Annotated in this window: 19 protein-coding genes; 12 read left to right on the forward strand and 7 right to left on the reverse strand. The window is 42.7% G+C overall.

Annotated features, from left to right (window positions below; genetic code table 11):
- The first annotated feature begins 106 nt into the window (after positions 1-106).
- Positions 107-421 (forward strand): hypothetical protein, encoded by a 315-nt coding sequence (locus tag OQ371_RS03335; protein WP_265992355.1) that lies wholly within the window; start codon positions 107-109, stop codon positions 419-421.
- Between the two features lie 261 nt (positions 422-682).
- The gene (locus OQ371_RS03340) at positions 683-1,258 is read left to right on the forward strand and encodes a hypothetical protein (RefSeq protein WP_265992357.1); all 576 of its coding nucleotides are present in this window, start codon (positions 683-685) and stop codon (positions 1,256-1,258) included.
- Positions 1,259-1,409: 151 nt separating this feature from the next.
- On the opposite strand, the gene OQ371_RS03345 is transcribed toward OQ371_RS03340, so the two are convergent.
- The 4 genes from OQ371_RS03345 to OQ371_RS03360 form a co-directional block, all read right to left on the reverse strand.
- On the reverse strand, positions 1,410-1,784 hold the full coding sequence (locus OQ371_RS03345) for a hypothetical protein (protein WP_265992358.1): 375 nt from the start codon (positions 1,782-1,784) through the stop codon (positions 1,410-1,412).
- A 34-nt stretch (positions 1,785-1,818) separates the two neighbouring features.
- Entirely contained in the window at positions 1,819-2,556 is a 738-nt protein-coding gene (locus OQ371_RS03350) for a hypothetical protein (protein WP_265992359.1), read from the reverse strand.
- Positions 2,557-2,638: 82 nt separating this feature from the next.
- Positions 2,639-4,069 carry an SNIPE associated domain-containing protein gene (locus OQ371_RS03355; protein ID WP_265992360.1) on the reverse strand — a complete coding sequence of 477 codons (1,431 nt, stop codon included), beginning with the start codon at positions 4,067-4,069 and terminating at the stop codon, positions 2,639-2,641.
- Positions 4,070-4,285: 216 nt separating this feature from the next.
- Positions 4,286-5,422 (reverse strand): outer membrane protein assembly factor BamB family protein, encoded by a 1,137-nt coding sequence (locus OQ371_RS03360; protein WP_265992362.1) that lies wholly within the window; start codon positions 5,420-5,422, stop codon positions 4,286-4,288.
- A gap of 205 nt (positions 5,423-5,627) precedes the next feature.
- On the opposite strand from OQ371_RS03360, the gene OQ371_RS03365 reads away from it, so the two are divergent.
- From OQ371_RS03365 to OQ371_RS03400, 8 genes are all read left to right on the forward strand, one after another.
- Positions 5,628-5,816 (forward strand): hypothetical protein, encoded by a 189-nt coding sequence (locus OQ371_RS03365; RefSeq protein WP_265992364.1) that lies wholly within the window; start codon positions 5,628-5,630, stop codon positions 5,814-5,816.
- Between the two features lie 270 nt (positions 5,817-6,086).
- Entirely contained in the window at positions 6,087-7,043 is a 957-nt protein-coding gene (locus tag OQ371_RS03370) for a hypothetical protein (protein ID WP_265992366.1), read from the forward strand.
- 562 nt (positions 7,044-7,605) lie between these two features.
- Positions 7,606-9,093 (forward strand): phage integrase SAM-like domain-containing protein, encoded by a 1,488-nt coding sequence (locus tag OQ371_RS03375; RefSeq protein WP_265992368.1) that lies wholly within the window; start codon positions 7,606-7,608, stop codon positions 9,091-9,093.
- Between the two features lie 187 nt (positions 9,094-9,280).
- Positions 9,281-9,577 (forward strand): hypothetical protein, encoded by a 297-nt coding sequence (locus tag OQ371_RS03380; protein ID WP_265992370.1) that lies wholly within the window; start codon positions 9,281-9,283, stop codon positions 9,575-9,577.
- 609 nt (positions 9,578-10,186) lie between these two features.
- Positions 10,187-10,705, forward strand: a complete 519-nt coding sequence (locus OQ371_RS03385) for an outer membrane protein assembly factor BamB family protein (RefSeq protein WP_265992372.1) — start codon at positions 10,187-10,189, stop codon at positions 10,703-10,705.
- Positions 10,706-10,722: 17 nt separating this feature from the next.
- Complete coding sequence (locus OQ371_RS03390; protein WP_265992374.1) at positions 10,723-11,394, forward strand: PQQ-binding-like beta-propeller repeat protein; 672 nt, start codon at positions 10,723-10,725, stop codon at positions 11,392-11,394.
- A gap of 1,123 nt (positions 11,395-12,517) precedes the next feature.
- The gene (locus tag OQ371_RS03395; RefSeq protein ID WP_265992376.1) at positions 12,518-13,492 is read left to right on the forward strand and encodes an ATP-binding protein; all 975 of its coding nucleotides are present in this window, start codon (positions 12,518-12,520) and stop codon (positions 13,490-13,492) included.
- Positions 13,493-13,539: 47 nt separating this feature from the next.
- Positions 13,540-13,854, forward strand: a complete 315-nt coding sequence (locus OQ371_RS03400) for an STAS-like domain-containing protein (protein WP_265992378.1) — start codon at positions 13,540-13,542, stop codon at positions 13,852-13,854.
- A gap of 110 nt (positions 13,855-13,964) precedes the next feature.
- Here OQ371_RS03400 and OQ371_RS03405 read toward each other — a convergent pair whose 3' ends face one another.
- From OQ371_RS03405 to OQ371_RS03415, 3 genes are all read right to left on the reverse strand, one after another.
- On the reverse strand, positions 13,965-14,288 hold the full coding sequence (locus tag OQ371_RS03405; RefSeq protein WP_265992379.1) for a hypothetical protein: 324 nt from the start codon (positions 14,286-14,288) through the stop codon (positions 13,965-13,967).
- Between the two features lie 146 nt (positions 14,289-14,434).
- On the reverse strand, positions 14,435-15,271 hold the full coding sequence (locus OQ371_RS03410) for a hypothetical protein (protein WP_265992380.1): 837 nt from the start codon (positions 15,269-15,271) through the stop codon (positions 14,435-14,437).
- Positions 15,272-15,511: 240 nt separating this feature from the next.
- On the reverse strand, positions 15,512-16,129 hold the full coding sequence (locus OQ371_RS03415) for a hypothetical protein (protein ID WP_265992381.1): 618 nt from the start codon (positions 16,127-16,129) through the stop codon (positions 15,512-15,514).
- Between the two features lie 129 nt (positions 16,130-16,258).
- Between OQ371_RS03415 and OQ371_RS03420 the strand changes: the two genes are divergently transcribed.
- Positions 16,259-17,506: a M16 family metallopeptidase gene (locus tag OQ371_RS03420; protein WP_265992382.1), complete on the forward strand. Its 1,248-nt coding sequence runs from the start codon at positions 16,259-16,261 to the stop codon at positions 17,504-17,506.
- A 137-nt stretch (positions 17,507-17,643) separates the two neighbouring features.
- The gene (locus OQ371_RS03425) at positions 17,644-18,309 is read left to right on the forward strand and encodes an O-methyltransferase (protein WP_265992383.1); all 666 of its coding nucleotides are present in this window, start codon (positions 17,644-17,646) and stop codon (positions 18,307-18,309) included.
- The last annotated feature ends 1 nt before the right edge of the window (position 18,310 follow it).

Below are 18,310 nucleotides of genomic sequence, written 5' to 3' on the forward strand. Positions count from 1 at the left end.
ATTTAATCTCTCCGCCGAACGTTTTACTATGGCTGATAAACAAACCGCGCCATTATGAATTGTTCGTGTCGTTTTATTGTTGCTCCCTAAAACAAGCTCTGTTTATATGGAAAATGAAGAAGAGGACATTTGGGAAGGTACCACAGCCCGAGTAAACATTATTAACAAAGACGCGCTTTTAGCTGAATTGCTAAAAAGCCCTAGAACGACATCGGGAAGCACAAATACGAATTTAGACCACCTATTGCAAACATTGGAGAAACGAGTTCTTGATCGCTGGTTCTCGCTTAACAGGCCAGGGACGCTCTCACCATTGACTTTTCAATTGCCCGGGAAAACTGCGTTTTTAACCCACAATAAAAATACATTTGATCCAGATAGCAAAACTTATACGCTCCATATGCTTTTGCAGATACCTTAACACATTATAACATTAACGTTATGGCCATTACGCCGGATCTTTTAAATTGAAAAATGGCTAGTATTATTTACTGCAATGTTATTTCATAAATGCTAAATACAGCTTAGGGGTGAATATTTTTTTTCAAACCTAATTTGCTATTTTAAGCACCTTAAATGCTTTAATTGAGGTGAGTAGAAATTAAGGATTTGAATTTTTGGTCGGACGTACAGTAAATTGCGATCCTTTTTCTATTGTATTAATTATATTAAATTATCATATATGAACGCCGATTTGCCCCAATTTAACTATCGTAATGAAATTCATTTTAGAAATAATTTCAGGGATATAGTAGATTATTTTAACGAGCATCAGAGTATTTCAGCTTGGCAGTTTTTTGCATCAATTGAAAATAGTTACCAAAACCAGGTGGCGCAGAATTTTGGAGAAATTAATCCTTTGGGAAATGGAAGCCTTATGGTTTCTATTCAGTTTGACCAGAGAAAAGAAACAGGAGAAAGAAGATTAGACTTAGTGCTTTCCGAATTTGTACACGCAACCCCCAATAAAGAATTCACTGGGCAGCCAATATTGGTTATTGTCTTAGAAAATGTTGATCAGTTTATTACCGATTTCCAGCCATATAATAATCAATATAGTGAACTTGGGCCTTACAATATATTATTTGCAGCAGAACAAAACGCTCTGAGTGAAATTCGGGCTGGACAGTTTTATCCTCAATTTATAATTAATGCTCAGCATTCTAGCATAGCACCAAAAAGGAGCTTCGTTTTTACATCAGTCGGAATTGATACAAGTGACGATCGATTTATAAAATATCGTTTTAGATATTCGTAAACAGTTGCTCCAACAAAGCTTTCGGAGCAATTGTTTATTTTGATATAATCTAGAAAGCATAACTTTAAATGTAACGGCCTGTGACATTATCGGTGCAATGCCAGAATGGTTACAATATGATAGAAATTGCTGTAAATATTTTATTCGGTGCTTACAATTTCATTATTAGCCTTTCCATCTCATCAACTATTCGATTTAGTTCAATGATTTCAGATTCTCTACTTAAATTGAAATACAAACGAGGGTCTAGCCAGAAGCGCGATTTATTATACAGCATTTTACCTAATTCTAGATCGACTTTCATGATAGCAGCGGAGGCTTTGTTCCATACTTCAGCCAATTCGGTGTTTGGCTTATATTCTCCATTGTTATTGCGCAAATAATCGTAAGTCAATATAAAGGCAGTATTAATTGCCTTGTGTCCTTCAATAACATTTTCTTTTTTCTTATCAGCCTGTCCAGTCAGATAGGTCGTAATATCCTTGACCACGTTCCATAAAATCCTTATATTGAATACTGCACTCATGTTTTATTTAACGTGTTTTTTGTGAAAAGTAAATCTACTTTTTTAGATGATTAACACCGAAAATATAAGATGTCTCATCTATTCTCTCTAACGTGACTTTAAGTATCCCACCAGAACCGGTATGAATTATAGCCGTATCACCTGACAACATATTTTTAGTTCTTCCGTCAAAAACGCCATAAACACCCGTAGATTGTCCACTCCTAAATTCACCCTGCACACCAACATAATATTGGCCATCAATTGGCTTAGATTGAATTATTTTGCTGCCTCTGGGAAGTACTAATCTTTCCAGATTATTAGGCAATTTAAGCTGGTTTTCATATATCTCTGCAATACTTTTGGAGGTATTTGCTTTTTCTGAGATGGCATTACTTGTACTGGTAATATTTCTGACTTCATCTAATATGTTGTTAATTATTTTAGCTATATTAGTTGTATCAATAGTTGGGCTTCTGTAGGCCATTTCTAAATCAGAAATTCCAGTAGTTATTGCTTTTGTCTGATCCGAGATCAATGTTGAGTGTGATTGAAGCTCTACTATAATTCTGCTTAATTGTTGGTTGCTCGTGCCAACCTGCTGATTGTTATTTTGCAGATGTATGTTTGTTGAATCTATTTTCGCCGCGAACTTATCTCGTTCTACTTGTTCCTGTGGCGCCTTCCACTGATCATAGAAATAGGTTCCTAGAACGGCTAGTATAGCACCAGCAAAGAGAGATATCCATTCTTTTACTGTCAAAAAAAGTACTGTAGAATTGCTACGAGACATAAGATCAAGAATTAGTAAGTGAAGAGATTTAGGCTTTTTTTATGTTTTAAACATTAATATAGTGTATTATATTTTAAATAAATTAATCGAGCGAAATGGGCAATTGCTCTTGCAACATAATTTGACTTTCCAATAGCAATGGTTTATTCTTTGTTTCTCGAATAGAAAGTGTTTCTCTATACTCTCTGGCCTCTGCAAGTTTAGTTAGCGTTAGGCTGTGACCCATTCCGAGTAAAGTCTGTTCAATCTGATCAATATTCACGTGGAAGAACTCTCGTCGATTATTAATCAGATTCAAGCGATTGTCAGCAAACTTCCGGTGAAGGGCATTTTCCAACTCGGGGGCATTATCGCAATAGACCAAAGCATGAACATCAAAGGAGAAGGGGACAGAAGCATCCCCCAATTCACGCACTCGGTCCATCGGATCTAGGCGTCTAGTCATACCGATTTTGTATACGTTTTCACCAAATGAACCGATATTGGAAATTACGTAGACATGGCCAGACTTAGTCATTTGAGCCATTGACATGGCTTTTTCTTTCTGTTGGTGAGCCGCGCTCAACAAGATCTCTAACTCCTTGATTTTGTCAGCTAACCTTTCCATTTGGGCGCCAGTGGCATACTGAACATCTTGCCTCGCCTTTTCCAAAGCTTTCTGATAACGCAGTTCCTCGTCGGCCGCTTTTTTCTGAGCAATTTCAATCTCACGAAGCGCTTTTTCTTCTTCGCGCATCTGCTCCTTGATCAACTTCTGCTCTTCTTTCTCTTGGTGGATTTTTTCCTGAAGTTCAAATTCAAGTCTTAATTCGGATAGCTTCAGTTGATAATAATCGTAGGTAATCGAAATCTGATGAGATTCTCCAAGCGCGTTGAGAGCCGTAAATGACTTCTCAATGCGGGCCTCCATATTCACAATATTATTCCAACTCACCTTCGCAATGGCGGAATCGCACTCACCATTGAACGCCCGAAGCATTAATTTGGAGTACCTGCTGGTCATTTTAGCCCCTTCAGCGTAACTACCGCTAACAGACCAGGTGGTAGCGCAGACGATAGCCTTGCCTTCTTTTATTAATCTTTTCTCAGCGGCCCAGATTCTATCTAATTCTGCTTTGTATCGTTCCGAACTGGCAAAGTTGTAATGCGGTTTATATAAGCCATAGGAAATGTCTCCTAAGTTCTCCTCTACAATGGCAACCTCCTTCAGAAGGTTTTCATAAATAGCCCGCTTAGCCCTGTATTCCTCGGAAAGATTTTTGGCATCAAGATCATGCTTTGCCTGCAAGGCTTCGATATACATTTTAATGAGGTCAATCTTCTTCGTTTTACTCTCAATTTCCTCATCCAGATTAATGATAGGCGCATATTTCTCTTGCAGGCGTTGCACCTCATCAGTTTTGTCCTCTAACTCTTTTCTTAATTGACGCTGGCTGCTGATGGTAAACATACTTACCAAAATCAGAGCGATTGAAAGACCAGCGATGATTGCCAAAAGTAAAGTAGTATTCATAGTCAAGGTCTTATTTGACAATGGTAATAATTACTCATTCAAATGTCAATCAATCTATCCCTGACTTCGTAAATGGTAGAGCCACGCATGTGTAGTAAAATAGTATGCTTGTATGTAAGTAGTGCGGATTAGAATTATTAGTCATCCTGATTGCAGGCGGAAACCGCCAGTCAACCGTTAGGGTAGTAAGAGTCTACAGAAGGATCATACCTTTCATCAGGGCTGATCTCCACTTGTGCCGGGATGATATACTACCCCTTTTTGACTTACGACGCACGGACCCCAGAACATGCGAACTCGGGTGTCCCATTTGCTTGTCCCAGTATTGGCATCGAGGGCATACATGGTATTAAGTTGTGTGCCGAAATAAACTATTCCATTAGCAACGGTTGGCCCATACTTAACAGCCGTGCCTGCTTCAAAAGCCCATTTTTCGGCGCCACTTGCCGCATCCAGTGCATATAGCTTTTTATCATTGCTCCCAATGTAAACCGTCCCGTTGTCTACAATCGGGCTTGAATCGATAGAATTACCGGTTTTAAAAGACCATTTCTTAGCCCCAGATGTAGCATCAAGCGCATAAACACTGCGATCATTAGAGCCAAAATAGATTAACCCGTTTACCAAGGTTGGACAACCTGTAATCCCGTTACCAGGGGTTTCAAATTGCCATTTCTTCTGGCCAGTCTGAGCATCCAAAGCATAAACAAAACCAGTATAGGTAGAAACATAAACATAACCATTGGCAACAGTGGGATTGCCCGCAATAATATTATTATTAGTTTGAAACACCCATTTCTCCTCTCCCGTTTTCGCATCCAAAGCGACGAATTTAGCTGAGAAGTAATTACTCGTATAGACAATTTTATTGGCGACAGTTGGACTACACCAGATTTCATTGGGCATTTTTTTGCTCCAGATCAACTCGCCAGTTTGGGAATTAACAGCATAGAATCGGCCAGCCTCAGTACCAAAGTAGATGATTCCGTCCACAACAGTTGGTGTTGTTCGAATAATGTGATCAGCTTCGAAAGCCCATTTCTGCTTTCCGGTAGCGGCATCGACTGCATACATCTTTTTATCGAAACTGCCTACATAAACGACTTTATCAGAGACTGTAGCTCCAGTGGAGATATAACCGTTGGTTGCAAAAGTCCATTTTTGATTGCCTGTCAAAGCGTCTAAGGCCCAAAGAGACTTATCGTCTCCTATATACAGCATTTCAACTTGATCGGGTTTCGCTTCCGGATCCTTTTTCTTTGAACAGGAAGACGTTATCAGCAGGCAGATTACGATTGGAGAAATGCGGGCAATCTGCCCAATGATGTCTTGAATAACCACTTTGAGGTTCATGATTGAGAAGGTAGGATCTATTGGTATGGGCAAGTATAACTAAAAGCCCCTAGAGTCCTGAGGTAACCTACTTTTCGGCGGTACTTCATTGAGATTGGTGTGTTGCAGGGAGACTTTTCGAGACGGCGGGGCTTGTTGTTGTTGAGGATAATTGCAATATAAAGCAAGTATATGTATATTTACTTACATACAAAGCAATACTGTAATGGCTACTGAAAACAAGGCTCGCACGTTTAGATGGGAAGACGCTACAAATGTGAAGATTAAGGAGATTGGCAAATTGTTGAACCTAAATGATACCGAGGTCTTAAAGAAAGCCGTTGATTACCTTCATGCCAATTTGAAAGAAGTTGCTGAGGCTGATTTCAAAGCGAGATTGAGCGGATTGAAATAAAATATGTATCTCTAGGCAGGCAAATGGTGTCTATAACGCCAATAAGTGAATAATTAGCCCTATAGGTGCAATATGGATATTGCTTTGTATTTCTGATTTTAGTATATTCGCTTATTCAATATAAAAACACGTCCGAAAAGCTGCATAGTACCGAGGAGGTTGCCCGGTAAAATAGGATTGTTGTTGCCAAAAAATAGTAAACCCGTGTCGCGATAGCTTGGCGGCAGAGCGGCACGGGTCTCATGTCGAACATTTTAAACTTACATTCAAATGTCAACGGGACAAATGTACTCGGGGAAAGGGGAAACTACAACCCAAAGCCAACAAAATGAGCAATCGGTAGCTAATCCTACCGCTCAATCAGTATCCCCCTCTATAACAGTAGTCAACGCACGGGTAGATGCGGCAATCTCTAACCTCTTCGCTGATTATGTAGGGTATGAGATCCCGCAAGATGCTTTTCATGCATTCGGGCTTCACATCAAAAGCATTTTTGCCCAATCACTTTCCGGCGGCTCCGCATTGGTGGACACGCCCACGCCTCTCTTCGTACAGATGCCGGATTTTCTTGTTGAATGGGTGTCAGACCCCGAAAAGCTCTATTCCATCCGCAGAACGCTAGAGGAGATGGAAAAGACGGCCGTAAGGAATAGCGAACCTTGTCAGGATAGTATTAAGTTCGAGTCTGTAGCAAGCTCCTTTCAGTCTATCCTCACCGCTGCCGAACACACCCTTCAGGGTCGTCAGCTAGGGTTTGACCCTACGGTCGCTGTGGCTCCACCTGTTGAGCCTGAACAGCCAGCAAATCAGACGAAAGCGGCCTCGCAGAAGGAGTTCAACCACCCCGGCAGTAAAATGATTCTGAAAGCCGACCTAAGCCTGAGCGTGTCGAAGAATCACCCAAAGTCCCTGTCTGAGCTCCAATTGGTAAACCTCGCGTTGCGCAAGCTACAGTATGACCACACTCGCAAGTTAACCTTTTACCTCAGCGAAGAGTGGTCAAAGGATGCGGCGCATATCGCCTACGAGCTACGGGTTGTTGATGGGATTCTGGGTAGACTTTTTGACGCCACGGCTGCCTCGGTTAACGAGTTGAATAATGTGCTTTTAGACGCATCAGGCAAGGCGTTAGATGTTGCGTATTCTGGCTTTGAGGACAACATTCAACACGAGCTTCAAGAGTTATACCTCGACTACAACGACGACGCTTTAAAGCCCGGTGTATGACCACCACAGACAACGCCCCCGTCCCGCTTAGGGTCGGGGGCGTAAAGTCCTACGCGGACTTCTTCGACGGACAACGTTTAATGGTTAAGGTTCCGGATCTTTTATACCAGGCGCTCAAAGATCCCGGCGATTTATTCGCCCTTCGTGACAGCCTTAAATCTTGGTTCGTAATCTATCTACAGGAGGTTGGCGGAAGCAAACAGGACTACTGGTTCTATGACTACCTCGACCAATTTCTAACCGAGTTAATCAAGCCGGTTCTGTACCGAGATTTTCTTCAGTCTCACAACATCGAACCAGATTCTAACAATGAACAGCATAAATCCGAACGTCCTCGGGATCTTTTACCGTGTCCATAGGAATAAAAACATTGTCACCCGAAAAGCAGATAAAGTGGCTACTACCGTTTAGTCAATTTGCGCTACGTCCCGGATGATGATTGAATATATTTGGGACGTAGCTGCTCCTTTCTATGTATTGGCCCTTGTCGTTTAACATGTAAGTGACTAACATACAATGCGCCTCTTCCACCTTAAATCCTGGTTACTCAACCGGCAATACTATGTCCTTATTACTATTAAATGCATTTGATGTAACCTGCCAGTTTTGGTTTCGCAAAACCCGCAGTAAAGAAGGTTCTAATGAAGGAGTTGTGCAGGTCAACATATACTATAGACCTATCTCAAAGCGGGAAGTGTTCGGCCCGGTTTCAAGCGAGATTCGCACTACCAGAGATTGTTGGGACCGCCGAAACGAACCGATTAAAAAAACACCAAATCGGGAGTTGCCCAATGGACAGAAAGTCTACGACCCCAATTTGGACCCGTTGGCTCGTCTTAAGAAACAACTTGATGAATACGAGAAAAACTTTGAACTAGCCCGTATTGAATTTTATTCCCGGCGCAGACAGTACACCCCGGAAGCTTTGCATACGGTAACTATGGCAATGGTAAAACGGGATGCTGCACTTCTTCAGGAAAAGATTCATGGGGAACAGTCGGTTTCTTACCGGATTGCGGCTTCGTACTGGGAGCAAAAGATAAATGCGCTAGTTGGTATGCAGACGCGACCTTTAGACCGTACCCTTTTAATGGTGCATGAAGAGTTTATTAAGGTTCAAGAGAAATTCGTAAATGACAACCAGTTTACCCGCACGCCGGGCCAGATCGGTGCATCTACATTTACGGGCTATGTAAATCACTTTAACCCTATTAAAGCTTACCTAAAAGCCACAAACCAAGAGGATGTTTTAATTACACACATCACTCCAGGCTTTGTTGATCGGCTTCAAGAGTGGCTAATGACTCAGAATTCCCCCAAGACAAAAAGGCAGTATCAAATTGGCTCCATCAATATGTTTGTTCAGACCTTGCGTGCCGTTTGTCGGTTTGCTGTTCGAAGGGAGTATATTCAGTACGACCCAACCGCTGCAATCAGGCATTGGAGTGCGCCGAAGTCTGTTGCCAAGCCATTACCCCCGGATATTCTACATATTCTGAAAACTGCCGAACTGCCTGAACATATGCGGTGGATGATAGATAGCTGGCTGGTAGCTATGTATTTGAATTTGCACTATGCTGATTACATGAATCTGCCCAAGATGGAAATTCGCACCTTTAACGGGCTAGGGGTCCGCTACATCGACCACCCGCGCAAAAAGCAGCGCGGTACAGCCTTGCGGCTAGTTTCTCACCTAACCCCGGAAGTAGAGGAAATCTTGGCTAAGTATGGCGGGCCTCATAAATTGTACTATCGAACTCTAGGGGCTTTTATTAAAGGCTTTGAGCAAGTCTGTGAGCTTTTAGACTTACGAAACGGGAATGGAAGCCGATTTCATATTCAATTCGGTATGGCCCGCGATACGGGTATGTCAATGGGAGCTGCCGAAGGTCGTTCAGCAGAGGTATTGAAAAATAACGCAGGACACAGCAATGTGTCAATGCAGTCAAAGTATATTAATGCAGCACCTTCTATTTTGGAAGAACATTTGAAACGGCAAGTATCCGTTAGTAACTCAAAAATTATCCCTCTTCAGTCGAACGCAGCTTGACTTCTTAATTTACCCAACTCGCCGGAGGGGTAATTGCGCCCTTCCATTCATCTGCACAAAATAGGGCTTCTACGCTTATTAGGTTTTCAAGGAAATTACTTGATTAAATTAGAGCGTTGCCGAAAAATAAAATTGGTTGTCACCGCCGGTGTAATTTGCGTAATTGCTGAAGCAACTATTTTATTCGATGGCAAATTTAAGCGATTGGACCGTAGTTTGGGTTGATAGTGCTAGTCCAAAACAAGACAAGCGGGCTCATCCCATGATTGGGCGAGTGTTTTTTGTTGACAAGGATTTTGCATCCCGTCTCCAGGTTGGCGATTACCTCATTATTGGAAACTCCCAGCTATTGCCAAAATGGTTTAAGGCTATTGATGGCGATGCGATTGAAGATATCAGCGGATTGGTTGTTAAAATAACATACAGGATTTTCACAGATAAGCTGGAGTTACGTTCAGTCTTTATTGAGCCTCCTAAAAACTAGTAATATCCTAGGGGTAGGTTAAATCCTTATAACTTTGACCCGCGCGACCGCTTACACTCTTGAAAAAAATCGGTGTCAAAACTCAAAGGGGAAGTAGCACCTGTGCTGAGGTATAACCTTGTTTAACAATAGGTTGACTGGAAACATTTTTGTCTGCTAATTGCAAAAATGATGTCTTTAGCCCGGCTATCGGTCAGAATATTGTAGGAATACTTTGTGAGTAGGAAGTCAGCTACACGGCTGGCTTTTTTGTTGTCTATGTTTTTCACGAGGGTGCATGATTAATCTTTGGTTAGCTATACAAAACCTGTACATACAAGTGCTTCCGCTATTGCCAGCTGAAACCTTCAGAATATAAAAGTCCGGAGCCAAATACTCACGCGGCTCGATGAGTTGCTCGGATCTTTTTTGTATAACTAATTTTAATGTCAATTCAGGACCAGTTGTTGAGAACCTTAAAGCAATCACATTCTTTGTTTTGCTCACTTAATATCAATCCCGGCTTTTACCTTAAACTAACTTTACAAAAAAGTGCAGCATATTAAACATGATTAGAAGAACGTAACTAAATGGATTTATTTACATTCGTTATCGCTAGTTATCTACCGTATGCGAAATTTTTTATCGATCTTTTTTATACTGCTTTGCCTTTTGTCAGGCTGTAAAAAACGCCAACCAGATATTGACCCAGTTACTCCACCAGCGACTTATACTTTATACGGATCTGATGAATTAACTTGCTATGCTATCAATGCTAGTACTGGACTTAAACGCTGGGTTTTTAAAAGCGAGTATAGCCTTGTAGGCCCTCCCCATGTCAAAAACGGTATGGTTTTCTTAAAAACCGAGGAAAGCTTATTTGCACTTGATGCTGTTACTGGCACGAAACGTTGGGAATCAAAAACCCGACCCGTGCTTTTTACAATTACCGACAAGGTGGTATATATAGTCAATTCCAAAAGAAAGCTTTATGCACTTGATGCTATCACTGGCACGAAAAAATGGGAGTTCACCTCGGACTTGAACGGAACGGCTTATACAATGTCTCCAACCATAGCCAATGGTTTGGTTTACTGGGTACCTATGCAAATACAATCTATGCTCTTGATGCAGTATCGGGCACAGTAAAGTGGAAACTGACTGATATGCCTCCAAAGGATGTGCATCTTAAAATAAGCAACGGGCTCTTGTATACGACTAGCGATTACATTACAAAAGTTCGAGCTTATAATGCCTCGACCGGCGTTAAATTGTGGGAGTTTGAACTAGGCGATTATAGGTCCAAAGCCTCGGATCCGCTTCTTAGCAACGGAACACTATATGTGGTTATTGCCGGAAAACTATTCTCTTTGGATGCTACAACAGGTACAAAGAAGTGGGAGTATACTGCTAGCAAAGGTCTTTTTGATGCACCCCCGACTCTGGCAGATGGTGTCTTATATGCGACTACTGATTCAAAGACCTTACATAGCATTGAGGCTGCAACGGGGAGGGAGTTACTAGAGTCTCCTATAGGGCTAGATGAACCTATCTATGCCAGCCCGCTTGTGGATAGTGGCTTGATCTTTTTAAGCGGTTACATGCAAATTTGTGCCCTTGAGGTTGGTAGTGGCAAGGTAAAGTGGAAAGTAGACAACGGCAATCGGACATATTACTATCATCCAATGCTGGCTGGTGGGCTTATTTATTCTGCTAGCATGTCACATTGGTTCAGCATCGTTAAGTTCTACGCGCTAGATGCAGCTACAGGCTCCACTAAGTGGGAGTTTCCAACCCCATATGTTATTTCTTACAATCTTGTAGCGGTCAAAGATTGATTAACAACTTAAGACTTTTGAAGCACCTCCCCCGAAAACGTGATCGAGGTACCGGAACTAAACGGACTTCGACTGATTAAGGCTGTACAGTACCGTTAATCATCGCTACCCTAGGTATATGGTTTAGCCCCCGACCTACCAAGTCGGGGGCTTTCTGTTTAGCCTACAAGCCACAGAAACAACTCAACCGCTACGATCATTAATTCCACGGTTACGACAACTAGATCAACCCAATCAACCTTTTCTGATTTTGCGGGCTGTTGCACCAAGAACACATTTACCACTGTGTTGTATTGGTTAACAACCTCAGGTGAATGGAATGCGGAATTAACAAATTGTTGGTTTGATTGCTGGCCCTCTGTAGACTGATCCTTTGGGGCTACTCGCTCTCCTGCCATATATTGGGAGGTTTGAACCAACCCGGCAGTCCAGAATCAAAAGAAGTTAGCATGGGCGCTGGATTGGTTCTATGTTTGAACTTCCGGCTACCCCTTAGCTTGTGGAACACCCTGATCAGGATGCGCAGTAAATATAGGAATATGCCTTACTTATATCAAGTAAATAAGCAAAGTATTGAGATATTGGGGAAGTCAAAAAATCTGACTTTGACTTCATGTTAAAATACAGTCAATAATGGTTAAAATAAGATCAGGATAATTTTTGACATAATTATCATTAATTTAGGCAGTAGAAGACCCGCGTTTGAATCGAACACTGATAGCCAGCGAGTTACCTAGGCTTATTTTTTACCCGAGCGGGTAAATATTCGAGATCAGCATTTTCCCGCAATATTGCGGAAAATTTAGATAGAGGAAGGCCGCCGTTTGAAACGGAGCTCTTTGCTTAACCTTTTGGATAGGCATACTATATTTCCCACCTGTCGGCGGAACACTTAATCGTGTCGAGGATCTTCTACCTATTCATACAGATAGATCATAAGGCGGAAGAATCCCACCTTTACGGCTAATTCGATCTGAAGAAGCCATACCCTCTTGTGTATTAGGACGTATAGAATTCTCATATCAGAAAAGCACATCAATCAATACTTAGATTATCATTGTTAGATAAATGACTTCATTTCTTATTTTTGCTTAGCTGGTTTGCAAACGTCAGCTGCATCGAAATGTCATCACAGGTAAAGCAAGTTACTATCCAAATTGTCGATAATGTTACCCATTTAGAGGTTGTTAGTCAGCTTTCAACCATCATTTTTGCTAAAAAAGGCGATTTATTAGATGTAACTATAATTATTATTCCCAATAGTGGATTTGTCTATCCTGACCACCTTTTGTTGATAACATCAGCACTGAATAGCGCAATCGACAGGGGAGTAGTTGTCTCTGGACGATGTCGGTGCCATCACCGGTGTCGAAATTATGTTAGCCGGATGGATTTCTTCCAGAGCTTAGGAATAAGTTTTGAGGAATGTTTTGCAAGACAAAGTTCTTCAGGACGTTTTCTAGCTATATCAAAATTCCAAGGCTTCTCACAGGGCAATAGTTACATAAATGAGATTGTTGAAATACTAAAAGGCATGCAGCTTGCAACCTCTGGAATGCTTGATATTATATCTTTCAGTCTAGGAGAACTACTTGGAAATATCACTGAGCACTCTTTAGTCGACGAGGGTTGGATGGTAGCCCAGTATTATCCATCAAAAGAGGTAGTAAGAATAATGGTCGCGGACACAGGTCAAGGGATACACGCTGCACTAACAACAAAACCTAGAGATGCAAAATATACAAGCTATTCTCCACACCAGGCAATCGAAGAGTGCATTATAAAAGGAGTAACAAATGGCAATGGACGTGGCAACGGACTATACGGCGTCGCTAATTTTGTTAAAGAAAATGGTGGTATATTGACAATCTGCTCAGGAAATTGTACACTTATGTATTCAAATACAGAGAAGAGGGTACTAGACTCTCCTTTTTGGCAGGGGACAGCAGTGTATTTAGAAATTAATTCAAACAAACCCGTCAAGCAAGAGTTGATTCTGGACGGGCATGTAGGCTTTGCAGAAGACTTTGATGATTGGTTTGGTGAGAGCCAACCAGTTAATCAAGAATCTAACAAAAATCTAGATTCTTTGTGGTAAAAACCCTAAATTTGCAGCTCGAAACTTCAATTTAACCCTATCGTTCAATGATTATGCAATTCCAGAGGTTCGGTAAGATCCTCGCCACTCGTCCCCTGGGGAGACAGGTACGGAGTGAAATCATCAATGAATTGCGAAAAAATGATGTAATCATTTTTGACTTGGAGGGCGTTGATACTGTATCTAATTCATTTGCTGACGAATGCTTTGCAAAATTATTGTCTGAGATGGACCTTAGCACTCTAAAGCGTCGAACCACATTCAGAAACGCCTCCCCTTTTATAAAAGGCGTTATCACTTATGCTATTAAAGAGGGTCTTGCTTCTCAGTCAGAGCACTCCTCTTACAAAGCAGCAGCTTGATAGTAGTTGACTTTACAACAATATTTACCTCAGCATTAGCTGAGGTTTTTTATTTTCCCCTAAAGCTTTGTACAACGACTATCTCAATAGAATGATTAACTGATTTTTGGTTACTCTGATCTCGATTGATTATCTAAACAGATATCACAAAAATGAGGGTAATCAGCATGTATACTAACTAATAATAATGTACTACACGATGCACATTCGACTAGGTTGTATTTACTCAATTCTTTATTAAGTACAGCTAATTGTTTAGAAGACAAAACACTAGTTCCTCTGTCAAAAGCCAGTTTTGCAATACCAGTTGCTTTATCATCAGCACCTTTTCCAATAAACTCCTCCAACATAGTGTCGAAAGTGGCATATAAATTATCGCCTTCGGCCAATGCATAGCCTATTTGTTCTTTGCTGTAAATTGGTATTTCCATCATGCTATATTTTATTATAATATAAACTCTTTACAATCGTATTATTAGCCGCTGAATAAAAATAAAAGCCAACATTCGCACCCACTTATTAACAAACGGTTGAAATAATACCTCTTTTTATATAACAGCTACACCTTATTGTCAGTGAACTATTTATCATTTTTACCCTTATTACCAAAATTAAATATTGAAAATCCAATCCCTAAACCTAGGAAAGGCTGATTACGATAAATCCACTTTCGGCCGAGTTCCCCAGGCATATAGTCTATTCCAGTCACTAAATTTAATTGCAAATCTATATCGTCAAAATTTACTAGAAAACCTAAAGTTGGGGAAAAGGCAGCTACATTGGTCTTGCTTTCAATAAAATCTTTTGTAGTTGCAGCCTCAACGGGAATCGAGGTAGTACCAATAGAACCAATTACAAAAATCTTAGTTGGCCAAGTTCTCGGGGTAATTTTATAGGCTAGAGACAAGCCAATATTCACTTCAGAGGTAAAGTCGAATGATCTTAAATTGTTGCCTTTAGAATCAGTGTCACCAAATCGCAATTTTAAGGGCATTATAACAGTACCAAAAGCCCATCTACCTTCTGGCTTACGAGTCGATGAGGTAAAAACATTAGGAGAGATCAGAAAAAAAATAGTTGGTGTTAAGCTACCATCATTTTGTGAAAAATAATTTTTATTAGTTTCAGTGTCGTTGAATTGATTTAAATAAATTGTTTTTTTCCCATCTGTTAACTCGTTGGCAACAGTAAATTTCCAATGTTTTTTGACTAATACTTTGGGAGCATCTTTAGTAGTTTTACCATCAATATCGCACTTATCAAGCAACAAGTTTGTAGAAAACTCAAATGTCTGTCCAATTAAAGTCGCTGCCTCTTGAGCTTGAGATTTAGCTATAAAGAAAAAAATAAATAGGGTAAATAGAGTCGCTTTCATAGTTATCAGTTTTGAAACGCAAGCTTCAATATTACCCATCATAAAATCAATGGGTAATTTACCCTATCTGTCAATCTTAAAGCCCATTTACCTCGCTATACTTAATTTGCAAAACTTCTATTAAGATTCTGCCTCTAAAACAAAGGCCATGAACATTGTAGTACCTTATTTGTACCTCGTTTCTAGCAAACATATATTAACCTACTGTATTCCAAGTACTTGATTAACATAGTTACTTTCTGTATTGGAAAGTAATCAGCAACCCCACAAACCCAACCGCTGCTATTTTCCTTCGAGAATGTAATGCAAAGTCGCCACGGCCTGCAAAGGCTTTCGGCCGTAGCCCGGTATGTAACTATCCTTGTCCATCAACTCCGGCTTTCCGCCGACGAAAGCGTTGAGTTGCGTGCCTACTTCAAGGGCTAAACGCTGCGTGATGCTGGTCCGGACTCCGCCGGAAAACCCGGCGCTCAACACGTATTTCTCCTGCTGCCCTTCGCTTTCCAGGGCCGGGCAAGGCGCCGTGAAGCAATTTAGAATCGTGATATTTTTACCATTCTGTTTCAGATACCCGTTGGTGACGTGAAAGCCAAGAAAAAGCCGGAATCGGTCAGACCCGTTAAAAAACGCCCGCGCGCCCAGCCGGAGGTAAGCTCCACGCGTTGTGCCTTCCCAATTAAAATCCTGAAATCCATTTCCATTTGAGGAAAACGTCGGAAACGTGTAACCGCCCTGCGCAAAAAATTCATGGTCCGGGCTTTTCGTCCAGGTCGCGTTCAGTTCGAGCGTGCGGTTGAACAACGGGACACCGTTGAGCCCGATTCCTGTGGTGACGCTTTGCGCCAGTAAGACCCTGCTCCCGAGAACCATGATGACCAGCAGCGTAGAGATTGTCTTCATACTTGCATTGGGATGAAATTTTCTTTCATTAAATTTAGTTCTTAATTCTACACCCGCAAGGTTCGTAGAATGGACTTCGGGATAGGAATGGTTATTAGACCTTGTGCAGGTAATCAGGGTTGGAAAAGAATGGAAGATTACGAACTATACACTTTACCGAACGGCATTCGGATTGTTCATAAACAAGTACCGCATACCCAAATTGCCCACTGCGGCATCATGCTCGACATCGGCAGCCGCGACGAATTACCCCAGCAGGAGGGCCTAGCCCACTTCTGGGAACACATGGCCTTCAAGGGCACGAAAAAACGCAAGTCTTTTCACATCATCAACCGGCTGGAAACCGTCGGTGGTGAACTGAACGCGTACACGACCAAGGAGAAAGTCTGTTTTCACGCGTCGGTGCTGGGTCTGCATTTCGAAAAAGCCACCGAACTGCTGGCCGACATTGCGTTTCATTCCGTTTTTCCCGAAAAGCAGATCGAAAAGGAACGCAGCGTAATTCTGGAAGAAATGGCGATGTATTACGACTCGCCCGAAGACGCCCTGCAGGACGATTTTGACCAGGTGGTTTTCCAGAATCACCCGCTGGGCGGCAACATTCTGGGCCGGCCCGAAACCGTGCGCTCGTTTACGCGCGAACAACTTCAGCAATTCATCGCGGAGAACCTGGACACCGAACGGGTTGTGTTTGCGTCGGTCAGCAACCTGCCCTTCAGCAAGGTTAAAAAGATGGCGGCCAAATACCTCAGCGACATTCCGCACCGCACCTCGGAACGCAAACGGCTGGCCCCCGACCACTACGAGCCCCAGCGCGTAACGGTCGAACGGCCCATTACGCAGGCCCAGTGCGCCATTGGCCGCCCGTCGTACGCCCTGAACGATCCGCGTCGGCTGCCGTTTTTCATGCTGGTCAACCTGCTCGGCGGACCGGGCATGAACTCCCGGCTGAACATGAACCTGCGCGAGAAATACGGCCTGGTTTACTCCGTTGAAGCCAGCTACACCCCTTTTCTCGATACGGGTTTCCTCGGTATTTACTTCGGCACCGACCAGAAACACCTCGACCGCAGCAGCACGCTCATTAGCCGCGAACTGAAAGCCCTCCGGGAAAAACCGTTGACGAAACTCCAGTTGCACAACACCAAAGAGCAGTTGATGGGGCAACTGGCCATGTCGGAAGAAGGCAATCAGAGTTTCATGCTCACTATGGCCAAAAGCATTCTGGATACGGGCAAACTGGAATCACTGAACGAAATTTTCAGCGAAATCCGCCAGGTGGAAGCCGGTCTGCTCCAGGACCTGGCCAACGAAATGTTTGACGAAAACCGCCTGAGCTACCTGACCTTTCTGCCGGAGCCGGATGAGGATGAGTAACCACCGCCGGTTACCGGCTTGGCCGCCTTCGCAAAAAATTGACAAAATAGGATTGCGGTATTCCCGTTAACAGTTTAATCGTACCTTTACAAAAACCACCGGCTTTCGTTTCATCGCCAAAAGCCCCGTAAACCGGCATGGATTTTTTGCCACCCGACATTTCTGCCTACGCCGATGCGCACACCTCGCCCGAAAGTGAGTTGCTGCGCCAGCTCAACCGCAACACCTACGCCCGCGTGCTGTATCCCCGTATGTTGTCGGGCCACATGCAGGGGCGTTTGCTGTCGATGTATTCCCGGATGATACGCCCCCGCCGGATTCTCGAAATCGGCACCTTTACGGGGTATTCGGCCCTTTGTCTGGCCGAAGGACTGGCCGACGACGGCACTCTGATTACCATCGAAAAAGACGATGAGCTGGAATCATTCACCCGCTCCTACTGGAACCAGTCGCCGGTTGGGCACCTGATCGACCTGCGTATTGGCAATGCCGTTGCGCTTATACCGGCGCTGGACGGACCATTCGATCTGGTATTTATTGACGCCGACAAAGAAAATTACAGCGTGTATTATGACCTGGTTTTCGACAAAGTGCGAACGGGTGGCATCATTTTGGCAGATAATGTGCTGTGGAGTGGCAAGGTAGTGAAGCCGGTTGGCAACGCCCGAACCGCGGCCCAACGCCGGGCTGACAAAGACACGCAGCATGTTCTTGATTTCAACCGCAAAGTAAACGAAGATCCCCGCGTCGAGCAGGTTCTACTGCCCGTTCGGGACGGGTTAATGATGATTTACAAAAAATAAC

The organism is Larkinella insperata, assembly GCF_026248825.1.
Lineage (GTDB): Bacteria > Bacteroidota > Bacteroidia > Cytophagales > Spirosomataceae > Larkinella > Larkinella insperata.

Coding starts and splice junctions, on each gene's coding strand:
- OQ371_RS03375 (WP_265992368.1), top strand. CDS start 7,606: ATGTCCTTATTACTATTAAATGCATTTGATGTAACCTGCCAGTTTTGG.
- OQ371_RS03365 (WP_265992364.1), top strand. CDS start 5,628: ATGGCTACTGAAAACAAGGCTCGCACGTTTAGATGGGAAGACGCTACA.
- OQ371_RS03370 (WP_265992366.1), top strand. CDS start 6,087: ATGTCAACGGGACAAATGTACTCGGGGAAAGGGGAAACTACAACCCAA.
- OQ371_RS03380 (WP_265992370.1), top strand. CDS start 9,281: ATGGCAAATTTAAGCGATTGGACCGTAGTTTGGGTTGATAGTGCTAGT.
- OQ371_RS03350 (WP_265992359.1), bottom strand. CDS start 2,556: ATGTCTCGTAGCAATTCTACAGTACTTTTTTTGACAGTAAAAGAATGG.
- OQ371_RS03335 (WP_265992355.1), top strand. CDS start 107: ATGGAAAATGAAGAAGAGGACATTTGGGAAGGTACCACAGCCCGAGTA.
- OQ371_RS03385 (WP_265992372.1), top strand. CDS start 10,187: ATGCGAAATTTTTTATCGATCTTTTTTATACTGCTTTGCCTTTTGTCA.
- OQ371_RS03415 (WP_265992381.1), bottom strand. CDS start 16,129: ATGAAGACAATCTCTACGCTGCTGGTCATCATGGTTCTCGGGAGCAGG.
- OQ371_RS03425 (WP_265992383.1), top strand. CDS start 17,644: ATGGATTTTTTGCCACCCGACATTTCTGCCTACGCCGATGCGCACACC.
- OQ371_RS03345 (WP_265992358.1), bottom strand. CDS start 1,784: ATGAGTGCAGTATTCAATATAAGGATTTTATGGAACGTGGTCAAGGAT.
- OQ371_RS03410 (WP_265992380.1), bottom strand. CDS start 15,271: ATGATGGGTAATATTGAAGCTTGCGTTTCAAAACTGATAACTATGAAA.
- OQ371_RS03355 (WP_265992360.1), bottom strand. CDS start 4,069: ATGAATACTACTTTACTTTTGGCAATCATCGCTGGTCTTTCAATCGCT.
- OQ371_RS03390 (WP_265992374.1), top strand. CDS start 10,723: ATGCCTCCAAAGGATGTGCATCTTAAAATAAGCAACGGGCTCTTGTAT.
- OQ371_RS03340 (WP_265992357.1), top strand. CDS start 683: ATGAACGCCGATTTGCCCCAATTTAACTATCGTAATGAAATTCATTTT.
- OQ371_RS03405 (WP_265992379.1), bottom strand. CDS start 14,288: ATGATGGAAATACCAATTTACAGCAAAGAACAAATAGGCTATGCATTG.
- OQ371_RS03420 (WP_265992382.1), top strand. CDS start 16,259: ATGGAAGATTACGAACTATACACTTTACCGAACGGCATTCGGATTGTT.
- OQ371_RS03395 (WP_265992376.1), top strand. CDS start 12,518: ATGTCATCACAGGTAAAGCAAGTTACTATCCAAATTGTCGATAATGTT.
- OQ371_RS03360 (WP_265992362.1), bottom strand. CDS start 5,422: ATGAACCTCAAAGTGGTTATTCAAGACATCATTGGGCAGATTGCCCGC.
- OQ371_RS03400 (WP_265992378.1), top strand. CDS start 13,540: ATGATTATGCAATTCCAGAGGTTCGGTAAGATCCTCGCCACTCGTCCC.